Raw genomic sequence first — 19,899 nt, forward strand, 5'->3', positions numbered from 1 at the left:
CGACCATGACTGAAGTACTCGTCCTCACCGACCACGCCGGCGGCAAGCTGCGCAAGGCCACCGCCGAGCTGCTGACCCTGGCCCGCCGCCTCGGCGAGCCGAGCGCCGTGCACATCGGCCCCGGCGCCGAGGCCGCGCAGAAGACGCTGGCGAAGTACGGCGCGCACAAGGTGTACGCCGTCGACGACCCGGACGCGCCGAGCTACCTCGTCGCCCCGCAGGCCGAGATCCTCGCGCAGCTCGTCGAGAAGGTGTCCCCGGCCGCCGTGCTCGTCCCGAGCAACGCGGCCGGCAAGGAGATCGCCGCGCGGCTGGCCATCAAGACCGGCAGCGGCATGATCACCGACGCCGTCGACGTGCGCGCCGGGGACGCCGGGGTCGAGACCACCCAGTCGGTGTTCGCCGGCTCGTACACGGTGACGGCGACGGTGACGACGGGCACGCCGATCATCTGCGTCAAGCCGAACTCGGCGTCCATCGAGGCCGCCCCCGAGGCCGGCACCGTCGAGGCTGTCGAGGCCGGCGTCAGCGACGCCGCCAAGGCCGCGAAGGTCACCGACAGCCAGCCGAAGAAGGCCACCGGACGCCCGGAGCTCACCGAGGCCGCCATCGTCGTCTCCGGCGGCCGCGGCACCGGCGGCGACTTCGGCCCGGTCGAGGAGTTCGCCGACTCCCTCGGCGCCGCCGTCGGCGCCAGCCGCGCCGCCGTCGACGCCGGCTGGTACCCCCACAGCAACCAGGTCGGGCAGACCGGCAAGCAGGTCTCGCCGCAGCTGTACGTCGCGGCCGGGATCTCCGGGGCCATCCAGCACCGTGCCGGCATGCAGACTTCGAAGACGATCATCGCCGTCAACAAGGACGAGGAGGCGCCGATCTTCGAGCTCGTCGACTTCGGCGTCGTCGGTGACCTGTTCTCGGTCCTCCCGCAAGCCACCGGAGAGGTGAAGAAGCGCAAGGGCTGAGAGACGACCACCCGCTCACGAGGCGGGACGCCGCGCGGCAGTGCGGACACGACAGGGCGACCGACTCGGTCGCCCTGTCGTCGTCCGCGGCCGAACCCCCCCTGTCGGCGCGTGCCGCTAACGTGCGGGGACGACGGGAAGGGGTCGCCATGCCACCACGGATCCTCCACACGGTCCTCGACACACCGGACGTCCGCGGCCTCGCGGAGTTCTACCGCGAGCTCTTCGGGCTGGTCTACCGGCCGGGGGACGAGCCGCCCACCGACGGCGGCGCCGACGACGCCGACTGGCTCGTGCTGCGCGACACGGACGGCGCCAACCGGTTCGCCTTCCAGCTGGTGCCGGGGCTCACGCCGACGACGTGGCCGTCGCACGAGGTCCCGATGCAGCTGCACGTCGACGCCACCGTCGCCGACCGCTCCGAGCTCGAGCGCGAGAAGGACCGGGCCCTCGCGCTCGGGGCGCAGCTGCGGCTGGACCGGACCGACGACGAGGAGGAGCCCCTCTACGTCCTCGCCGACCCCGCGGGCCACCCGTTCTGTCTCTTCGTGGCCTGACCCGCGGGCGGTCCGAGCGGCCGGCCGAAACGTAGACTCGCCGGTTGTGAGCGCCTACCTCGACCACGCGGCGACGACGCCGATGCTGCCGGCGGCGGTCGACGCGTTCGTCGAGTCCGCGCGGCGGGTGGGGAACGCGTCCTCGCTGCACACGGCGGGTCGCGCGGCCCGCAAGGTGATCGAGGAGTCCCGCGAGCGCATCGCCGGCGCACTCGGCGCCCGTCCGTCCGAGGTGGTCTTCACCTCCGGCGGCACCGAGTCCGACAACCTCGCGGTCAAGGGTACCTGGGCCGCACGGCGCGACGAGGACCCCGCCCGGGTCCGCGTGGTCACGAGCGGCATCGAGCACCACGCCGTCCTGGACCCGGTCGAGTACCTCGTCGAGCGGCGCGGGGCGACGGTGACCTGGCTCGAGCCGGACCGCTGCGGGCACACCGCCGTCGAAGACCTGCGCGCGGCCCTCGAGGAGGCCGACGACGTCGCCGTGGTCAGCGTCATGTGGGCGAACAACGAGGTCGGCACCGTCCAGCCGGTGGCCGAGCTCGCCGCCGTCGCCCGGGAGCACGGCGTGCCGTTCCACACCGACGCCATCCAGGCCCTCTCGCACCTCGACGTGCGGTTCGAGGAGTCGGGGGCGGACCTGATGTCCGTCACGGCGCACAAGGTCGGCGGCCCGGTCGGCGTCGGCGCCCTGCTGGCGCGCCGCGACGCCCGGCTCGTCCCGCAGCTGCACGGCGGCGGCCAGGAGCGGCAGGTGCGCAGCGGCACCCTGGACGTCGCCGGCGTCCATGCCTTCGCCGTGGCCCTGGAGCAGACCGTCGCCACCCGCGACGTCGAGGCCAAGCGGGTGCTCACGCTGCGCGACCGGCTCGTCGAGGGCGCGCTCGCCCTCGACCTCGGCATCACGGTCAGCGGCTGCTGGCGGGCCGGGGACGGCGTCGGCCGGCTGCCCGGCAACGCCCACCTCCTCGTCCCCGGCTGCGAGGGCGACTCGCTGCTCTACCTGCTGGACGCCGCGGGCGTCGAGTGCAGCACGGGCTCGGCCTGCCAGGCCGGGGTCCCGCAGCCCAGCCACGTCCTCCTGGCCATGGGCTACGGCGAGAAGGAGGCCCGCGGGGCGCTGCGGCTGACCCTCGGCCACACGAGCACCGACGCCGACGTCGACGCCGTCCTCGCCGCGCTGCCCGGGGTCGTCGAGCGGGCCCGGAGGGCCGGGGGCATCGCCTGATGCGCGTCGTCGCCGCGATGTCCGGCGGGGTCGACTCCGCCGTTGCCGCCGCCCGGATGATCGACGCCGGCCACGACGTCGTGGGCGTCCACCTCGCGCTGTCACGCTCGGCGGCCACGCTGCGCGAGTCCGCGCGCGGCTGCTGCACCATCGAGGACGCCGGGGACGCCCGCCGGGTCGCCGACCGGCTCGGCATCCCCTTCTACGTCTGGGACCTCGCCGAGCGGTTCGAGCGCGACGTCGTCGAGGACTTCGTCGCCGAGTACGCCGCCGGCCGCACCCCGAACCCCTGCCTGCGCTGCAACGAGACGATCAAGTTCGCCGGGCTGCTCGACAAGGCGGTCGCGCTGGGGTTCGACGCCGTCGCCACCGGCCACTACGCGCAGGTGCTCGACGGCCCGGACGGGCGCGAGCTGCACCGGGCGGTCGACCCGGCCAAGGACCAGTCCTACGTCCTCGGGGTGCTGGACGAGGCGCAGCTGGCCCGGGCCTTCTTCCCGCTGGGGGACACCGTGAAGTCCGACGTCCGCGACGAGGCCGCCGCCCGGGGGTTGTCGGTGGCGAAGAAGCCGGACAGCCACGACATCTGCTTCGTCGCCGACGGCGACACCCGCGGCTACCTCACCCGCCGCCTGGGCGAGCAGCGCGGTGAGCTCGTCGACGCCGTCTCCGGCGAGGTCGTCGGTGAGCACGCGGGCGCCTACGGTTTCACCGTCGGCCAGCGCCGCGGACTCGGGGTCGACCGCTCCCGGCTGGACGGCGAGCCGCGCTACGTCGTCGAGGTCGACGCGCCCCGCAACCGGGTCGTCATCGGGACCGCCGACCTCCTCGGCGTCGACGTCCTCGACGGCGAGCACCTGCGCTGGTGCGGCCCGGTCCCGGACGGCGAGGTCGCGGTCGGGGCCCAGGTGCGCGCCCACGGCGAGGAGGTCCCGGCCACCGCGAGGGTGTCCGGTGACACGGTGGCCGTCCGGCTCGCCCGCCGGCTGCGCGGCGTCGCGCCGGGCCAGTCCGTCGTGCTCTACCAGGGCACCCGGGTGCTCGGGTCGGCGACCGTCACCGGCACCCGCCGTGCCGCCTGACGGCCCCGCGGCGCGGGTCGTGGCCGAGCGAGCCGACCTGCGGGTGCGCCTGACCGCGATGGAGGAGGACCTGCGCCGGCTCGTCGAGGCCTCGCGGGACAGCAACGCGGACGACGAGCACGACCCCGAGGGGCAGACCATCGCCTACGAGCGTTCGCAGCTGATGGCCCTCACCGACGGGCTGCGCACGCGCCTCGCCGAGCTCGACGCGGCGGGCGAGCGGGTGGCGGCGGGGACCTACGGCCGGTGCGAGGTGTGCGGCGAGCCGATCCCCGTCGAGCGGCTCGAGGCGCGCCCGACCGCCCGGACCTGCGTCACCCACGCCCGCTGACGCCGCGCGGCGACGACGGTCCCCGGCGAGGCGGGGGTCCCGGCGGTGCGGCTGGGTCGGCCGTCCTCGTCACTCGCGTCGGCGGGCCCGGCCCCCCACGACGACGAGGGCGAGCCCCGCCAGGGCCAGGACCGGTCCGACGACGGCCCAGAGCGTCACCCCGGTCATCGGGCTGCCACCGACGTAGCCGAGGCCCTGGAAGGTCCACAGCAGGCCCATGGCGATGCAGAGGACCCCGAGGACGACGGCGACGGTGCGGCTCATGGCCTCGAGGCTAGCCCGCGGACGCGACGGAGCCGGCCGGATTGCGATGATGCCGGCCGGCCCCGGGTGGTGCGGTGGTGACGTCGCGGTCGTCAGCGGACGACGTTGTACGCGTTCACCTCACCCGCGCCGTAGAACCCGTTGCGCTGGCCGCCGGTGCAGGTGGCGTCGTAGGCGTGCGGGCCGGCGGGGTGGTTCGGCACGGCGTTGAAGACCCCGTCCGGGCACTCCAGCGGCGTCGCGGTGCGCTCGAGCATCGAGGCCAGGGCCCCGGTCTTGAGGTTCGGGTGCGCCGAGACGGCGAGGGCGGCGACGCCGGCGGCGTGCGGGCCGGCCATCGAGGTGCCCTGCTTGTAGCCGTACCCGTTGGTGCGGGTCCGGGTGTTGAAGGTCGTCGACAGGATGGCGTCGGCGCTGCGCGAGGTGGCGCCGGCGCTGCGGACGCGGCTGTCACCACCCGGGGCGGCGACGTCGACGACGCCCTGGCCGTACGAGGAGTAGTAGGACTTCTCCTGGGTCGGGCCGGTGGCGGAGACCGTCACGACACCCGGGGCCTCGGCCGGCAGGTCGACGCAGGCACCGGTGATGGTGCGCTCCTCGACGGGGTAGCTGCCGTCGTTGGGGCTGCTGTCGTCGATGAACTTGTGCTGCAGGTCGACGTTGGAGTTCCCGGCGGAGGCGACGTTGAGGGTGCCCTGCGAGTTCGCGTAGCGGATGGCCCGCTGGACGGCCTGCCACACCGGACGCTGACGCGCGTCGTTGCGGCAGTTGAACTCCCACGGGTCGATGTAGTAGCTGTTGTTCGTCACCTCCATCTGGTGCGCACCGGCCCACATGAACCCGCAGACCGCGGCCTCGGGGTAGATGTACCCGTCGTCGTTGACGACCTTGACGGACGCGACCTTGACGCCCGGCGCGACGCCGGCGATGCCGACCCCGTTGATGGCCGCGGCGATGGTGCCCGCGACGTGGGTGCCGTGGTCGGAGGTCGTGGGGTTCCACGCGGCCTCGGCGGTGTTCTGCGTGCCGCCGATGCACGAGACGCTCTGGTCCTTGGCGATCTGGGTGGCGAGGTCCGGGTGGGTGCTGGAGATCCCGCTGTCCAGGACGCCGACCGTGACGTCCGGGCTCCCGGTGGTCACGGCGTGCGCTTCGGGCACGTCGATCTGGTCCATGTCCCACTGCAGGCCGTAGAGCGGCTCGGCGGTGGGGTCGCCGGTGGCGTCGACCGCGGCGGGGGCGTCGACGGTGGTCGTCGCGCCCTCGTCGAGCGGAGTGCCGAGGCCGGCGGTGGAGGCCGCGGACTCGACGCCGGCGCCGCGCACGTCGGTGGCGAAGTCGGCGTTGGCCGAGCGCACGACGAGGACGCCGATGGCGTCGTAGCTGGCGACGACGGTGCCGCCGGCGGCGGCGACGCGCTGCTGCGCCTTCGCGGTGCTCTTGCCCTGCGGGGCGAGGACGAGGTAGCTGCCACCGGAGGCGGACGTGGCGGCCGAGGGGGCCGGTGCGGCCGTTGCTGACGCGCCGCCGAACGCCGCTGCGGTCAGCGCAGCGACGGCGGACGCACCGACAAGGGTGCGGGACATGCGGGACACGGGATCTCCTGATCGTTCGGCTCTCCGGCGGATGACGCCGGTGCCGCCACACCTTAGGTCGGTCCACCGACGACGGCGACCGGAGCGACAGGCGAGTTGCGATCGGGTCCCTTCTCCCCGGTCCCGCCGGGAATGTTGAAAGATCAACTATCGTTGGACGCGGTGACCCTCCGAGGGGAGGATCGACGCAGAAGGAGCGTGAGCGACATGCCGGCCGTGACCGTCGAGAACATCCTGACCCTGCCGCGGGTCTCCGAGCCGTCCGCGGGGGCGGTGTCCCGTCCCGTGCGGTCCGTCACGACCGCTCCGCAGGGCTTCGAGGGCGAGGGCTTCCCGGTCCGCCGCGCGTTCGCCGGCGTCGACCTCGCGGCCCTCGACCCCTTCATCCACATGGACCAGATGGGCGAGGTCGAGTACGCGCCGGGGGAGCCGAAGGGCACCGCCTGGCACCCGCACCGGGGCTTCGAGACCGTCACCTACATCATCGACGGCACCTTCGTGCACCGGGACAGCACCGGTGGCGGCGGCGTCATCACCAACGGCGACACCCAGTGGATGACGGCCGGCTCCGGTCTGCTGCACATCGAGGTGCCGCCGGAGGAGCTCGTCATGTCGGGCGGACTCTTCCACGGCCTCCAGCTGTGGGTGAACCTGCCGCGGGCGCAGAAGATGTCGCCCCCGCGCTACCAGGACATCCGCGGCAACGACGTCCAGCTGCTGTCGAGCCCGGACGGCGGCGCGCTCGTGCGGGTCATCGCCGGCGAGCTCGACGGCCACGAGGGGCCGGGCATCACGCACACCCCGATCGTCGCGCTGCACGTCACCGTCGCACCGGGCGCCCGGGTGCGCCTGCCCTGGAACCCCGGCTACAACGCGCTGGTCTACGCCCTCAACGGCCGCGGCAGCGTCGGTCCGGACCGCCGGCCCCTCTCGATGGGGCAGCTGGCCGTGCTCGGCGGCGGTGACGTCGTCGAGGTCGGCGCGGACGAGCAGCAGGAGTCGCGCAGCCCCAGCCTGGACCTCTACATCCTCGGCGGGCGCCCGATCCGCGAGCCCGTCGCCGCCTACGGCCCGTTCGTCATGAACACCCGCGACGAGCTGGTCCAGGCCTTCGAGGACTTCCAGGCCGGCCGCCTCGGGACCGTCCCGAGCGAGCCGCACCCCGGTCACGACGTGCTCTGACCGCCGCCGGACGTCACGACGCCCCCGGGAGCGCTACTCACCGGGGGCGTCGGCGTCCGTGGGCCCGAGGGCCGTCGCTCAGGGCGAGGGGTAGGACTGCGTGCCGTAGCCCCGCCGCGTCGTCGCCCGGTTGAAGGCGAGCCACTTCGCCTGCGACGTCGTGATCCCGCCGCTGGAGACGCCGGCCGCGCGCAGGACGCGCGTGGAGTGGCTGGCGGTCTGCGAGCCCCACTTGCCGTCGATCGTCGTGTTGAGGCCCCACACGAGGCGGCAGCACGCCTGTACGTGCTGCACCTGCGCGCCGGAGCCGGTCGAGAACGTCGAGTTGCCGCTGCCGGACACGAGGTTGTCGATGTGGATGTGGTTCGCGTGGTCGGCGTTGTAGAGGTAGGTCAGCACGTTGCGGAAGTGGTAGTGGATCGAGGCCGAGGTCGCCCAGTAGTGCCGCCGGTTGCGCCGCATGTCGGCGTCGGCGTAGTTCCGCCACAGGTCCTGGCGGGCGAAGAACTGGCGGTTCGAGCCGACGTAGATCCGGGACAGGTCGAAGCCGCGGCCGGCGTTGTGCGCCTCGGAGTACCGCCCGTCGTAGTGCGCGCCGTAGCCCCACACCCGCGAGGCGTCGCCCCACGACGACGGCGTGTTGGCGTTCCAGAACTTCAGCCAGGTGTTGAGCCGGTCGTGGAAGCCGGGCCGGTAGCCCCAGCTGCCCGCCCCGCCGTTCACCTCGTAGTAGGTCCGGGCGCCGTTGATGCCCGGGTAGGTCTGGATCGTGCCGTGCGCCGCGGCCGGGCCCGCGGTGGCGAGGCCCAGGCCGCCGAGGGCGGTCGTGGCGAGGGCGCCGCCCAGCAGCAGGCGGCGGCTCGGAGTGGTCTGGTCGTCGGTCATGGTGGTCCCCCCAGGGTCGTCGGCCGGTCTCGTCCCGGCCGTGCCCTCGACGATGTCCCGGTCCGCTGCGGCGTCGCTGCGCGTTCGCTGCGGCCCCCGTCCGTGGCCGGGACCGACCCCGCGGCCGCGCACCCCGGCCGGGGCCGGGCCCGTCGGCGCGAGAGGATGGCCCGCGTGAGCCTCACCATGCGTCCCGGACACGAGTGCTGCAGCGTCGACCTGCCCGCCGACGCCGCCGGGCCGCCCGGCCCGGAGCCGGTGACGGCGCCCGTGGGGCGGCAGCGGTGAGCGCGACCACCCCGGCCGGGGACCGGGCGGCCGTCCGCGCCACCGGCATCGGCTCCTGGCCGGGACGCTCGGCCCGTGAGGCGGTCCGGACCGTGCGCGACCTGCTCGTCGACGGTGAGGGCGTCGGGCTGCCCTACCTGCCCGAGACCCCGGACCGCGGCCCGGGCGCCGACCTCGTCGGCCGCGGCGCCGGGCTGCTCGTCGACCTCGCCGTCGACCTCCAGCCGAGCGGCTGGCGGCTCGTCGACCGTCCCGGCCGGGACGCCGGGCGCACGGCATCCCTCCTGCGCGAGGACCTCGACGAGCTGGCCGAGGCCTACGAGGACTACGCCGGACCGCTCAAGGTCCAGGTGTGCGGGCCCTGGACGCTGGCCGCGACGGTGCAGCTGACCCGCGGGGAGCGCGCGGTGAGCGACCCCGGGGCGGTCGCCGACCTCGCCGCGTCACTGGCCGAGGGCATGGCCCGGCACGTCGCCGACGTCCGGCGCCTCGTCCCCGGCGCCGAGGTCGTGCTGCAGGTCGACGAGCCCGCCTTGCCCTCGGTGCTCGAGGGGTCGCTTCCCACCGCGTCCGGCTACGGCCGGGTCCGGCCGGTGGACGCCCAGGTCGTCGGCGACACCCTGCGCGACATGCTGGCCACCCACGACGGCCCCACGGTGCTGCACTGCTGCCACCCGCGGGCGCCCCTGCCGCTGCTGCGCGACAGCGGCGCGGGAGCGCTCGCGGTCGACCTCGTCGACGCCTCGCCCGCCCGGTGGGAGTCCGTGGCGGCGACCCTCGAGAGCGGGACCGGGCTGGTCGCCGGGGTGCTCGCCACCGACGGCTCGACCCCCGACACCCGGGCCCGGGAGGTGGTCTCGGACGGGCTGGAACGTGCCGGTCTGGCGCTGGACGCCGTCCGGGGGCTCGTCGTCTCTCCCGCGTGCGGCCTCGGCGGGCGCACGGTCGAGACGGCGGTCCGGGTGCAGCGGTCGGCCCTCGACGCGGCGCGCCGGCTCGCCGAGGACGCCGGCGGCTGAGGCGCCGGCCGCGGGCTCACCAGCGCCGGTCGTGCTCCGGGCCGGTCGGGTCGTCGTACCCGCCGCGACCGCGGGTGTCGTACCCGTCGGGGTCGTACGTCACCGTGTCGTCGTCGCCGCCGTGACGGCGGGTGTCGTACCCGTCGGGGTCGTACGCCCGCGTGTCGTGGTCGCCGCCGTACCGGCGGGTGTCGTCCTCGCCGGCGGAGGGCCCGTCGGCGTACTGCACCGGGTAGTCGGCGGTGGTCCGGACATCGGGGTCGCCGTACCCGTCCTGCGGCACCGGCTCCTCGTCCTCGTACTCGTACTCGTCGACGTCGCTCGGCTCCAGGCCGGTGGACGCCCGGCGGAAGGCCCGCTGACCCAGCAGACCGGTGCCCACCGAGGCGACGCCGAGGACGACGAGGGCCACGGCGACGTCCGTCGGCGCCTTGTCCAGGCTGTCCAGGAACCGGCCGGGGGCCCAGACCATGACGGCGACGGCGATGGCGAAGGCGCCGAGGACGACGACGGCGTCCCAGCCGCTCGTGCGGCGCCGCAGCAGCCGCCAGCCGCACACGAGGCCCCACACGACCATCCCCGCCGAGATGACGGCCACCGGGGCGAGCAGCACCTGGAGCGAGCCGGGCAGGTCGTCCCCGGGGCGCGGGAGGAAGGTCACCCGCACCCAGAAGCCGACGACGAGCACGAGCAGCACGGTCCACACGATGGTGAAGCCGAGGCCCGTGGCACGCCACAGCTCGGCGACCCGGCGGCGGGCCGCCAGGTCGACCTCGCGCTCGGACCGCCGGCGGCGGGCGGCGGGCTGCGCGCTCACTCGGCCGGGGCGTGGACCTCGCGGCGGAGGATCTTCCCCGTCGGGCCCTTGGGCAGTGCGTCGACGACCCACACCTTGCGCGGGTACTTGTACGCGGCGATGCGCTCCTTGGTGAAGGCGATGACGTCCTCCGGGGTCGCGTCCGAGCCCTCACGCAGCGCGACGGCGGCGCCGACCTGCTCGCCGAGGAGGTCGTCGGGCATCCCCACCACGGCGACCTCGAGGACGTCGGGGTGCTGGTAGATGACCTCCTCGACCTCGCGCGGGTACACGTTCATCCCGCCGCGCAGGATCATGTCCTTCTTGCGGTCGACGATCGTGAAGTACCCCTCGTCGTCCATCGTCGCGAGGTCGCCGGTGCGGAACCAGCCGTCGGGGATGGCCTCGGCCGTCGCCTCGGGGTTCTGCCAGTACCCCTTCATGACGTTGTCGCCGCGGATGGCGATCTCCCCGACCTCGCCGACCGGCACCTCGGCGCCGTCGAGGTCGACGCAGCGCATCTCGCAGCCCGGGATGGCGACCCCGATCGTGCCCGGCTTGCGCTCCTTGTCGGGCATGTTGAAGGAGGCGACCGGCGAGGTCTCGGACAGCCCGTAGCCCTCGAGGATGACGCACCCGAACTTCTCCTCGAACGCCTTCATCACCTCCAGCGGCATCGCCGAGCCGCCCGAGGCGCAGGTGCGCAGGCTGGAGGCGTCCATGCCGTCGGACTGCGGGTGGTTGAGGATCGCGGCGTACATCGTGGGGACGCCCTGCATGATCGTCACCCGCTCCTTCTCGATGACCTCGATGGCCGCGGCCGGGTCGAAGCGCGGGATGAGCGCGAGCGAGGCCCCCACCGTCGTCGCTGCGTTGAGCCCGACGACGAGGCCGAAGACGTGGAAGAGCGGCAGGCAGCCCATGACGATGTCGTCGGAGGACAGCGTCTGGATCACCTGCGCCGAGCGGGTCGCGTTGAGGTGGATGTTGCTGTGGGTCAGCTCGGCGCCCTTGGGACGGCCCGTCGTCCCCGAGGTGTAGAGGATGATCGCCGTGTCGTCGTCCTCGCGGGGCGTGGGCTCGGTGACCGGGTCGCCGCCCTCGAAGTCCTCCGGGCCCATCGGGCCCGTCGTGACGACGCGGGTGCCGCTGTTCTGCGCGCCCTTGGTCGCCTCCTCGACGAAGTCGGGCCAGACGAAGGCGATCTTCGCGCCGGAGTTCGTGAAGAAGAAGTCGATCTCGCCCGCCTTGAGCAGCGGGTTCATCGGGACGACGACGCCGCCGGCCAGGAGGATCCCCCAGTAGACGACGGGGAAGGACGGGACGTTCGGGAGGATCACCGCGACCCGGTCGCCCGGCTCGACCCCGTTCTCGCGCAGCGTCCCCGCGACCTTCGCCGCCATCGCGTGCAGCTGGGCGTACGTCACCCCCTGGCCGTTGACGCGCAGCGCGTCCTTGTCCGGCTGCTCGGCAGCGGTCGTCGTGAGGTTGGTCGAGAGGTTCGTCATCGTGGCTCCGGTCCGACGTCGGTGGCGGGACCTCCATCCTTCCCCGCGCGGGCGCAGGACGCCAGCACCTGCCGGGGATCCGGGGCGCGCACCGCGTTCGCAGCGGGTCCGTACCGGCGTCGCAGCGGCCCGGGCGAGGCTCGTCGCGACGACCCGCCGGAGGGGTGGGCGCAGCGAGGGGAGTGGTCGGGATGGGACGCAGGACATGGGGACGACGGGCCCTGGTGATGCTGGTGGCGGGTGCGGCGGCGGCCGGGGCGGTGGCCGCGAGCGCGCCGGCGGCGAGCGCCGTGGACACCCAGCGGGTGCGGGTGGTGACGGCGAACGTCAACTTCGCGCTCGACGGGGCCACGGTGCGGCAGCGCTTCGAGAACTACAGCCAGCGGGCGGACATCGTGCTGGTGCAGGAGGCCAAGAACGTCAACTTCCACACCCTCCTCGGGGACCGCTGGATCGTCCGGCAGGACGTCTCGGACGGCCGCGGCTCGGCCAAGGCGGGTTCGGCCGTCATCGTGCGGCGCTCGATCGTCCCGTCCCGCAGCGCCGTCGGCCCGGTCCAGCTGAGGCTCGGCACCACGGCGGGCGACTGCCGCACCCAGGCCCGGTACATCGCCCACGTCACCGTGCGGCTGAACAACGGCGGGGTCATCCGGCCCGCGTCGGCCCACCTGCCCCCGGGGTCCTGCCAGACGGGGGGCGGCAGCGCCTACGACGAGATGATCACCTCGCTGAAGAACATGTCCGACCTCTACCCCGGCCGGCTGGTCATCGGCGGTGACTGGAACAAGGTCGTCCGCAGCGACCCGAACGACCTGAGCAGGCGCACCGGGGGGCGGATCGTGCCCCGCGCACTCCCCGAGGACATCGACGGCTTCTACAAGCCCGCGAGGCTCGCCCAGGACGGGTCCGTGCGTGAGGTGGGCTTCGCCTCGAAGGGACACGACGCGGTCCAGATGGTCCTGCTCGTCCCCTCGACGTACTGACGGCCACCGCGAGGCGACGGGTACGTGACGGAGCCGGTCGGTCCACGGCCACGGACGGCCGTGGACCGACCGGCTCCCGGGGTGGTCGTCCGTGGGTCCGCGACCGGGCAGCGGGCGCCGCGAGGACGTCTTGGCCGAATAGCCCCTCCGTGCTATCGACGGGGTCCCGTCGTCGAATCGACACTGGTGCCGTCATCGCATTCGAGGACGGAATCGGTGGGCACGTGATCATTCATGGTGGGCGTTCCGTTTCGGGGCCGGGGCCGCAGTCGGCGCGCGTGTCCTGGCGAGAGCGCCTCCGTCCCTTCGGCGACCCCGCGCCGTCCGGCGCTGGTGGCGAGAGCACCCCCACGGGTTCGGGAGGGACCCCCGCGGAGGGCGGGGACCCTGTGGCGCAGCGGGATGCGCCTCCGGCGTCGCGGCCGGAGCCCTCGGCGACGAGCGTCATCAACGAGAAGGGACTCTCGAAGGCGTTCGCCTGGACGGCCGCGGGATTCACCGCGGCGGCGTCGGTCCTCACGTTCCTCGGCATCAAGGAGGGCACGCTGGACCAAGGGCTGCGGATCTATGCGCCTGCGACCATGTGCATCTTCGTCCTCCTCGGCATCGGCGTCGTGTGCGCCCTTTTCTCCCGCGCGGTGACCTTCGGCTCGCGGACCCGTCTGTGGGCGTTGATCGCCGTCCTCCTCGTCATGCTGCTGGCGACGTCGGTCTACCTGCCCGAGGCTGCTGACACCCCGCCCGCGGGGGGAGGCATGAAGGCCTGGCTGCTCGAGACGTCGCATCCGTGGATCGGCGGTGCCCTCTTCGTCGTGGCCGCGGCGTGCGCCGTCGCCGCCTACGCCCTCGCCATCGACGGTGGACCGACCGTGACGGGCACTCGAGCGAGGGTCGTCCTGTGGGCTGCCTGGTCGCTGGTCCTCGGCGCCCTGGCCGTCGGCCTCCTGCTCCCCCGGACCGTCGACGAGGGGTCCGGTCGGGTCCTCGTCGACGCGGGCCGGATCATGACCGTGGGACTCACGCTCGTCCTCGTCGGTGGCTTCCTGGCCCTCCTGGGCTGGTCGCTGCTGCGGATGATCACCCTCCCGACGACGGCAGCCCTGGTCGTCGTCGCGGTGTCGGCCACCTCCCTCGGGCTGTACGGAGCGACGAAGCTGGCCGTCCAGTCGAAGTCGCTCGCGGTCGTCCCGTCCGTCGTGGCCGACGTGGGGACCGCCGAGGGTCGCAGCACGCTCGAGGTGTCCGTGCGGGCGGACCGCTCGCGAGGCCGGAACCTCGCCCTCCAGGTGTGGGGGACCCCGCGAGCCCGCGCCGCGCGGGTCACGGACGAGCCGTCGACGGCGGCGGCGGCGGTCGCGCGCTCGGACATCTGGTCCGAGGTCCTGCGTCCCGACGGGCTCGACCGGATCGAGCGGACGATCTCGATCCCGATCTCGCCCACCCGGTGGGACAGCGTGAGTGTCGGCTACTGCCTGGTCGGCGACGAGGAGATCGGCGGACCCACCTGCCCGACGGGGCCGGACGGCGCGCCCGTCGTGACCTCGGAGGTGGTGAGGGTCCGCAACCCGGCCAGTGGGCCGGGACTGGCCGAGGTGTCGGCCGCCATCGAGCCAGGTCGGAGCAACACCCTGGAGGCCACGTTCGCGGCCTCGGACGTCCAGCCCGGCACCCTCACCCGGGTCGAGCTGTGCCGCAGCAGGAACGGCAGGCACACGAGGCACGTCCTGGACGCGACGGTCTCCTCGGGCCCGGACGGGACCGCGACCTGGTCGGCGACCGTCCCTCGGGGCAGGTCGGGCGAGACCCTGGTGCTCCGGCACACCGCGTGCCCGCCGGGAGGACCGTGCCCGGCGGAGTGGAGGACGATCGCGTCCTTCGTGAACGAGTAGTCCCGGCGTCGCCTACCGTCGGGGGATGGTGACGGGCGAGCAGTTCCTCCGCTACTGCGACGACGCGCTCGACCAGTACGCGGCGCTCTGCCGGCGGCTGGGCGACGACCTCGTCGACGCCCGCCTCGAGCACGTCGAGGGCAGCAACAGCGCCTCGGCCGTCGTCGCGCACGTCTGCGGGGTCATGGGGTTCTGGGCCCGCACGACCAACCGGGGTCTCGCGGTCCCGCGCGACCGCGACGCGGAGTTCACGGCCACCGGGACGGTCGAGGACGCCCTGGCGCTGCTGGAGCACGCCCGGACACGCCTGTACGAGGACGTCGCCGCGAGCGAGGTCCACGCGCCGCCGGTGAACCCCGTGACCGACGACGTCACCGTCGTCTACGAGACCCAGGGCGACGTGCTGCTCCACGTCTACGAGGAGCTCGCCCAGCACCTGGGGCAGCTCGAGGTGACGGCGGACGTCCTGCTCGCCGGCCGCTCCTGAGCGAAGTCGCCGGCCGGGTGGCCGTGCGTGCGCCCGAGGCGGCCCCGGTGTCGGCGCCGTGCGGCAGGATCGGACCGTGAGCGAGACCCCCACCGACCCCGCCGCGCAGCAGCCCGCCGACGCCGTGCCCGACGACGTCCGCCACGAGTGGGAGGGCCTGGCCGAGGAGGCCCGCGCCCACCAGTTCGCCTACCACGTCAAGGACGCGCCGACCGTGAGCGACGGGGCGTACGACGCGCTCATGAAGCGGCTCAACGCGATCGAGGACACGCACCCGAGCCTGCGCACCCCGGACAGCCCCACCCAGCAGGTGGGCGGTGCGGTCTTCTCCACCGACTTCCGCACCGCCACGCACCTCGAGCGGATGCTCAGCCTCGACAACGCCTTCACCGCCGAGGAGCTCGCGGCGTGGGCGGCCCGGGTCGAGCGGGACGCCGGGGGAGCGGAGCTGCACTACCTCTGCGAGCTGAAGATCGACGGGCTCGCGGTCAACCTGCTCTACGAGAACGGCCGCCTCACCCGGGCCCTGACCCGCGGCGACGGCCGCGAGGGGGAGGACGTCACCCTCAACGTGCGCACCGTCGACGGGGTGCCCTCCGAGCTGCAGGGCGACGACCTGCCGGGGCTCGTCGAGGTCCGCGGCGAGGTCTTCTTCCCCATCGAGGCCTTCGCCGACCTCAACGCGGGCCTCGTCGAGCAGGGCAAGGCGCCCTTCGCCAACCCGCGCAACGCCGCCGCCGGGTCGCTGCGCCAGAAGGACCCCCGGGTGACGGCCACCCGGCCGCTGCGGATGCTCGTCCACGGCCTCGGCCGGCGGGAGGGTCTCGACATCACCCGCCAGTCCGAGGCCTACGAGCTGCTCCACGGCTGGGGTCTGCCGACGAGCAGCCACTACCGGGTGCTGGACTCGCTGGAGGAGGTGCAGGCGTTCGTCGACGGCTACGGCGAGCAGCGGCACAGCGTCGAGCACGAGATCGACGGCGTCGTCGTCAAGGTCGACGAGATCGCGGTGCAGCGCCAGCTCGGGTCCACCAGCCGCGCGCCGCGCTGGGCCATGGCGTTCAAGTACCCGCCGGAGGAGGTCAACACCAGGCTCCTGCGGATCGAGGTCAACGTCGGCCGCACCGGCCGGGTCACCCCCTTCGGCGTCATGGAGCCGGTCACCGTCGCCGGGTCGACGGTCTCGATGGCGACCCTGCACAACAAGTACGAGGTCGCCCGCAAGGACGTCCGGCCCGGCGACACCGTCGTGCTGCGCAAGGCCGGCGACGTCATCCCCGAGATCCTCGCCCCCGTCGTCGACCTGCGCCCCAAGGGCACCCGGCGCTGGAAGATGCCGACCCGGTGTCCGTCGTGCCGGACCCCGCTGGCCGAGGAGAAGGAGGGGGACAAGGACCTCCGCTGCCCCAACTCCCGGTCCTGCCCCAGCCAGCTGCGCGAGCGGCTGTTCAGCCTGGCCGGCCGCGGCGGGTTCGACATCGAGGCCCTGGGCATGGAGGGCGCCTCGGCGCTGCTGGAGTCCGGCGTGCTCGACGACCCCGAGCTCGGCGGCCCGTGCGAGTCGATGCTCTTCTCGCTCACCGCCGAGGACGTCGCCCGTGTCCCGCTCTACACGCGGGCCGCGAAGCGGTCCGACCCGCAGGACGCGGTCGTGGACGGCCGCGTCCTCTCGGCCAACGGCCGGCGGCTCGTCGACAACCTCGACGCCGCGAAGGAGCAGCCGCTCTGGCGCGTCGTCGTGGCCCTGTCGATCCGCCACGTCGGGCCCACGGCGGCCCGGGCCCTCGCCCAGCACTTCGCGTCGATGGACGCGATCCGGGCCGCGAGCACCGAGGAGCTCGCCGGGGTCGAGGGCGTCGGGCCCGTCATCGCCGAGGCCGTCCGCGACTGGTTCGACCGCGAGGGCAACGACTGGCACGTCCGCATCGTCGAGCGGTGGGGCGCCGACGGCGTCCGCATGGAGGACGAGCGCGACACCTCGGTCGAGCAGACACTGGCCGGGCTCACCGTCGTCGTCACCGGGTCGCTCGAGGAGTTCTCGCGCGACTCCGCCAAGGAGGCCATCCTCGCCCGCGGCGGAAAGGCGTCGGGGTCGGTGTCGAAGAAGACCGACTACGTCGTCGTCGGCGCCAACGCGGGGACCAAGGAGACCAAGGCCCGCGAGCTCGGCCTCCCCATCCTCGACGAGGCCGGGTTCACCCGCCTCCTCGCGGACGGTCCCGAGGACCCGCCCGAGCCCGAGCCGGCGGAGGACGAGCCCGCCGAGGACGAGGCGGAGACCGGGCCCGACGACGCCGCGGGCGACTCCGAGCCCGCGGATTGAGCCCTCCGCCGGTCAGCGGTCGCGGCTGCGCAGGGCGCGTGGGGCGTTGAGGTCCAGCGCCACGGCGAGCACCCGGATGGCGAAGACGAGCAGCACCGCCGCCCAGACCGTCACCGTCGAGAGCACCCCGAGGCGGTCGAGGAGGACGACGAGCGCGGCCCCGGCGAGGGCGGGCAGGGCGTAGAGCTCGCGCTGGAGCACCTCGGGCACCCGGCCCGCCAGGAGGTCGCGCAGCAGCCCGCCGCCGACCGCGGTGATGCCGCCGATGAGGGTCGCGGCCAGCGGCCCGGCGTCGTTCGCCAGCGCCACGAGGGCGCCGCTGACCGCGAACAGGGCGAGCCCGGCGGCGTCGAGCAGCCGGACCGCGCGGGAGACCAGGCGCCGCCGCCCGCCCACGGCGTCGTCCGCCGCGCGTTGCCAGGTGCCGTGGAGGAGGAAGACGAGCAGGGCGGCGAGGACGGCGGCGGCCAGCAGCCGCCAGTCGCTGACGGCGACCGGCGGGGTGATGCCGAGGAAGAGGTCGCGGACGATGCCGCCACCCAGCCCGGCGACCCAGGCCAGGACGAGGAGGCCGAGGAGGTCGAGCCCGGCACGGACGGCGACGAGGGCTCCCGACAGGGCGAAGACGAAGACCCCGCAGACGTCGAGCACGGTCTGCACCGTCGCGGTGTCGGTGAGCACCGGAGGATCATGGCAGCACCGGGCCGCCGAGCGTCGGGCGGCGGGTCGACGGGCGGGCCGAAGGGCGGGTCGGGGGACCTCGCGGCCACCCATAGACTGGCCGCCATGGCCGACCTCACCCGCGACGACGTCGCCCACCTCGCCGGGCTCGCCCGGATCGACCTGTCCGACGACGAGCTGGACCGCATGGTCGGCGAGCTCGGCGTCATCCTGGAGTCGGTGGCGACGGTGCAGCAGGCCCCCACCGACGGCGTCGAGCCGATGAGCCACCCGCTGCCGCTCGTCAACGTGACCCGGCCCGACGTGGTCCGGCCCTCGCTGACCCCCGAGCAGGCGCTCGCCGGCGCCCCGGACGCCGCGCAGCAGCGCTTCAGCGTCCCGCGCATCCTCGAGGAGGAGTGACGCCGGAGCCCGTCTCCGCCGCTCCCCGTCACCCCGCCGCTCCCGCACCCGCCCCCGCAAGGACCCGACCGTGACCGACCTGACCCGCGCCACCGCCGCCGAGCTCGCCGACCTGCTCGGCGCCCGCACCGTCTCCTCCCGGGAGGTGACCCAGGCGCTGCTGGACCGCACCGCGGCCGTGGACGGTGCCGTGCACTCCTACCTCCACGTCGACGCCGAGGGCGCCCTCGCCGCCGCCGACGCCGTCGACCAGGCCCGGACGGCGGGGGAGCCGCTGCACGTCCTGGCGGGCGTCCCGGTCGCCGTCAAGGACGTCATGGCGACCGAGGGCCTGCCGACGACGTGCGGCAGCCGCATCCTCGAAGGCTGGGTCCCGCCGTACGACGCGACGCTCGTCGCGCGGCTGCGCGCGGCGGGGATGCCACTGCTCGGCAAGACGAACATGGACGAGTTCGCGATGGGCTCCTCGACCGAGCACAGCGCCTACGGCCCGAGCCGCAACCCGTGGGACCTGGACCGGATCCCCGGTGGCTCCGGTGGCGGGTCGTCCTCGGTCGTCGCGTCCTTCCAGGCGCCGCTGGCCATCGGCACCGACACCGGCGGCTCGATCCGTCAGCCCGCCGCCGTCACCGGGACCGTCGGCGCCAAGCCGACCTACGGCGGGGTCTCGCGCTACGGCCTCGTCGCGCTGGCGTCCTCGCTGGACCAGGCCGGGCCCTGCACCCGCACCGTGCTCGACGCCGCGCTGCTGCACGAGGTCATCGGCGGTCACGACCCGATGGACTCGACCTCGGTCGACGCGCCGGTGCCGCCGGTGCTCGAAGCCGCCCGCCGCGCGGACGTCTCGGGCATGCGGATCGGCATCGTGCGGGAGCTGACCGGCGAGGGCTTCCAGGCCGGGGTGCAGCAGCGCTTCGACGAGGCCGTGCGGCACCTCGTCGACGCGGGCGCCGAGGTCGTCGAGGTCTCGTGCCCGAGCTTCACCTACGCCCTGGCCGCGTACTACCTCATCCTCCCGAGCGAGGCGAGCAGCAACCTCGCCAAGTTCGACGCCATGCGCTACGGCCTGCGGGTCGAGCCCGGCGGGGTCGACGCCCCGAGCGCCGAGCAGGTCATGGCCGCCACCCGCGACGCCGGGTTCGGCGACGAGGTGAAGCGCCGCATCATCCTCGGCACCTACGCCCTCTCCAGCGGCTACTACGACGCCTACTACGGCTCGGCGCAGAAGGTGCGGCGGCTCATCGCCGACGACTTCACGGCCGCGTTCGGGTCGGCCGACGTCCTCGTCAGCCCGACCGCGCCGACGACGGCCTTCCGGCTCGGCGACAAGCTCGACGACCCGATGGCGATGTACCTCAACGACATCGCGACCATCCCGGCCAACCTCGCCGGCATCCCGGGCCTGTCGGTCCCGAGCGGTCTGGCCGACGAGGACGG

The 19,899-nt window shown here is 74.1% G+C and carries 19 protein-coding genes; 13 read left to right on the forward strand and 6 right to left on the reverse strand.

The window, feature by feature from the left end; translation table 11 throughout:
- Window positions 1-5: 5 nt before the first annotated feature.
- From EPD83_RS08245 to EPD83_RS08265, 5 genes are all read left to right on the forward strand, one after another.
- The gene (locus EPD83_RS08245; RefSeq protein WP_128367321.1) at window positions 6-962 is read left to right on the forward strand and encodes an electron transfer flavoprotein subunit alpha/FixB family protein; all 957 of its coding nucleotides are present in this window, start codon (window positions 6-8) and stop codon (window positions 960-962) included.
- Between the two features lie 149 nt (window positions 963-1,111).
- Entirely contained in the window at window positions 1,112-1,519 is a 408-nt protein-coding gene (locus EPD83_RS08250) for a VOC family protein (RefSeq protein ID WP_165566451.1), read from the forward strand.
- A gap of 46 nt (window positions 1,520-1,565) precedes the next feature.
- Complete coding sequence (locus tag EPD83_RS08255; protein ID WP_128367728.1) at window positions 1,566-2,747, forward strand: cysteine desulfurase family protein; 1,182 nt, start codon at window positions 1,566-1,568, stop codon at window positions 2,745-2,747.
- Window positions 2,747-3,829: a tRNA 2-thiouridine(34) synthase MnmA gene (gene mnmA, locus EPD83_RS08260; RefSeq protein WP_128367729.1), complete on the forward strand. Its 1,083-nt coding sequence runs from the start codon at window positions 2,747-2,749 to the stop codon at window positions 3,827-3,829. The genes EPD83_RS08255 and mnmA overlap by 1 nt, the downstream gene beginning before the upstream one ends.
- 58 nt (window positions 3,830-3,887) lie before the next feature.
- Entirely contained in the window at window positions 3,888-4,160 is a 273-nt protein-coding gene (locus EPD83_RS08265; protein ID WP_128367731.1) for a TraR/DksA family transcriptional regulator, read from the forward strand.
- A gap of 69 nt (window positions 4,161-4,229) precedes the next feature.
- On the opposite strand, the gene EPD83_RS08270 is transcribed toward EPD83_RS08265, so the two are convergent.
- On the reverse strand, window positions 4,230-4,424 hold the full coding sequence (locus EPD83_RS08270) for a hypothetical protein (RefSeq protein WP_128367730.1): 195 nt from the start codon (window positions 4,422-4,424) through the stop codon (window positions 4,230-4,232).
- A gap of 92 nt (window positions 4,425-4,516) precedes the next feature.
- Window positions 4,517-6,010, reverse strand: coding sequence for a S8 family peptidase (locus tag EPD83_RS08275; RefSeq protein WP_205859467.1), 1,494 nt, complete (start codon window positions 6,008-6,010; stop codon window positions 4,517-4,519).
- Window positions 6,011-6,226: 216 nt separating this feature from the next.
- Between EPD83_RS08275 and EPD83_RS08280 the strand changes: the two genes are divergently transcribed.
- Complete coding sequence (locus tag EPD83_RS08280) at window positions 6,227-7,201, forward strand: pirin family protein (protein ID WP_128367741.1); 975 nt, start codon at window positions 6,227-6,229, stop codon at window positions 7,199-7,201.
- A 78-nt stretch (window positions 7,202-7,279) separates the two neighbouring features.
- Here EPD83_RS08280 and EPD83_RS08285 read toward each other — a convergent pair whose 3' ends face one another.
- The gene (locus tag EPD83_RS08285) at window positions 7,280-8,086 is read right to left on the reverse strand and encodes a hypothetical protein (protein ID WP_128367739.1); all 807 of its coding nucleotides are present in this window, start codon (window positions 8,084-8,086) and stop codon (window positions 7,280-7,282) included.
- 284 nt (window positions 8,087-8,370) lie between these two features.
- On the opposite strand from EPD83_RS08285, the gene EPD83_RS08290 reads away from it, so the two are divergent.
- Entirely contained in the window at window positions 8,371-9,393 is a 1,023-nt protein-coding gene (locus tag EPD83_RS08290; RefSeq protein ID WP_165566452.1) for a uroporphyrinogen decarboxylase/cobalamine-independent methonine synthase family protein, read from the forward strand.
- A gap of 16 nt (window positions 9,394-9,409) precedes the next feature.
- Here the strand turns inward: EPD83_RS08290 and EPD83_RS08295 are convergent, their stop codons facing one another.
- Together EPD83_RS08295 and EPD83_RS08300 are read right to left on the reverse strand one after the other, a co-directional pair.
- Window positions 9,410-10,210 carry a hypothetical protein gene (locus EPD83_RS08295; RefSeq protein ID WP_165566453.1) on the reverse strand — a complete coding sequence of 267 codons (801 nt, stop codon included), beginning with the start codon at window positions 10,208-10,210 and terminating at the stop codon, window positions 9,410-9,412.
- Window positions 10,207-11,697 carry a long-chain-fatty-acid--CoA ligase gene (locus EPD83_RS08300; RefSeq protein WP_128367562.1) on the reverse strand — a complete coding sequence of 497 codons (1,491 nt, stop codon included), beginning with the start codon at window positions 11,695-11,697 and terminating at the stop codon, window positions 10,207-10,209. Before EPD83_RS08300 ends, EPD83_RS08295 begins: the two co-directional genes overlap by 4 nt.
- Window positions 11,698-11,924: 227 nt before the next feature.
- Between EPD83_RS08300 and EPD83_RS08305 the strand changes: the two genes are divergently transcribed.
- The 4 genes from EPD83_RS08305 (at window position 11,925) to ligA (ending at window position 17,379) form a co-directional block, all read left to right on the forward strand.
- Window positions 11,925-12,680: an endonuclease/exonuclease/phosphatase family protein gene (locus EPD83_RS08305; protein WP_407676019.1), complete on the forward strand. Its 756-nt coding sequence runs from the start codon at window positions 11,925-11,927 to the stop codon at window positions 12,678-12,680.
- A 389-nt stretch (window positions 12,681-13,069) separates the two neighbouring features.
- A complete protein-coding gene (locus EPD83_RS08310) occupies window positions 13,070-14,569 on the forward strand; it encodes a hypothetical protein (RefSeq protein ID WP_165566454.1) in 1,500 nt (499 codons plus the stop codon).
- Between the two features lie 25 nt (window positions 14,570-14,594).
- On the forward strand, window positions 14,595-15,056 hold the full coding sequence (locus tag EPD83_RS08315; protein ID WP_128368222.1) for a mycothiol transferase: 462 nt from the start codon (window positions 14,595-14,597) through the stop codon (window positions 15,054-15,056).
- Window positions 15,057-15,132: 76 nt separating this feature from the next.
- On the forward strand, window positions 15,133-17,379 hold the full coding sequence (gene ligA, locus EPD83_RS08320) for an NAD-dependent DNA ligase LigA (RefSeq protein WP_165566455.1): 2,247 nt from the start codon (window positions 15,133-15,135) through the stop codon (window positions 17,377-17,379).
- 12 nt (window positions 17,380-17,391) lie between these two features.
- Here the strand turns inward: ligA and EPD83_RS08325 are convergent, their stop codons facing one another.
- Window positions 17,392-18,060 carry a trimeric intracellular cation channel family protein gene (locus tag EPD83_RS08325; protein ID WP_235950414.1) on the reverse strand — a complete coding sequence of 223 codons (669 nt, stop codon included), beginning with the start codon at window positions 18,058-18,060 and terminating at the stop codon, window positions 17,392-17,394.
- Window positions 18,061-18,165: 105 nt separating this feature from the next.
- Between EPD83_RS08325 and gatC the strand changes: the two genes are divergently transcribed.
- Both gatC and gatA read left to right on the forward strand, forming a co-directional pair.
- Window positions 18,166-18,462, forward strand: a complete 297-nt coding sequence (gene gatC, locus EPD83_RS08330; RefSeq protein WP_128367774.1) for an Asp-tRNA(Asn)/Glu-tRNA(Gln) amidotransferase subunit GatC — start codon at window positions 18,166-18,168, stop codon at window positions 18,460-18,462.
- Window positions 18,463-18,532: 70 nt separating this feature from the next.
- Window positions 18,533-19,899 (forward strand): Asp-tRNA(Asn)/Glu-tRNA(Gln) amidotransferase subunit GatA (gene gatA, locus EPD83_RS08335; protein ID WP_165566456.1); only part of this gene is annotated, 1,367 nt, incomplete at its 3' end.

The sequence above is a fragment of the Phycicoccus flavus genome, from assembly GCF_004025965.2.
Taxonomy (GTDB): domain Bacteria; phylum Actinomycetota; class Actinomycetes; order Actinomycetales; family Dermatophilaceae; genus Phycicoccus; species Phycicoccus flavus.

Excerpts from the sequence above, each read along its gene's own strand:
- EPD83_RS08245 (WP_128367321.1), top strand. The coding sequence starts at position 6 with ATGACTGAAGTACTCGTCCTCACCGACCACGCCGGCGGCAAGCTGCGC.
- EPD83_RS08250 (WP_165566451.1), top strand. The coding sequence starts at position 1,112 with ATGCCACCACGGATCCTCCACACGGTCCTCGACACACCGGACGTCCGC.
- mnmA (WP_128367729.1), top strand. The coding sequence starts at position 2,747 with ATGCGCGTCGTCGCCGCGATGTCCGGCGGGGTCGACTCCGCCGTTGCC.
- EPD83_RS08265 (WP_128367731.1), top strand. The coding sequence starts at position 3,888 with ATGGAGGAGGACCTGCGCCGGCTCGTCGAGGCCTCGCGGGACAGCAAC.
- EPD83_RS08270 (WP_128367730.1), bottom strand. The coding sequence starts at position 4,424 with ATGAGCCGCACCGTCGCCGTCGTCCTCGGGGTCCTCTGCATCGCCATG.
- EPD83_RS08275 (WP_205859467.1), bottom strand. The coding sequence starts at position 6,010 with ATGTCCCGCACCCTTGTCGGTGCGTCCGCCGTCGCTGCGCTGACCGCA.
- EPD83_RS08280 (WP_128367741.1), top strand. The coding sequence starts at position 6,227 with ATGCCGGCCGTGACCGTCGAGAACATCCTGACCCTGCCGCGGGTCTCC.
- EPD83_RS08285 (WP_128367739.1), bottom strand. The coding sequence starts at position 8,086 with ATGACCGACGACCAGACCACTCCGAGCCGCCGCCTGCTGCTGGGCGGC.
- EPD83_RS08300 (WP_128367562.1), bottom strand. The coding sequence starts at position 11,697 with ATGACGAACCTCTCGACCAACCTCACGACGACCGCTGCCGAGCAGCCG.
- EPD83_RS08305 (WP_407676019.1), top strand. The coding sequence starts at position 11,925 with ATGCTGGTGGCGGGTGCGGCGGCGGCCGGGGCGGTGGCCGCGAGCGCG.
- EPD83_RS08315 (WP_128368222.1), top strand. The coding sequence starts at position 14,595 with ATGGTGACGGGCGAGCAGTTCCTCCGCTACTGCGACGACGCGCTCGAC.
- gatC (WP_128367774.1), top strand. The coding sequence starts at position 18,166 with ATGGCCGACCTCACCCGCGACGACGTCGCCCACCTCGCCGGGCTCGCC.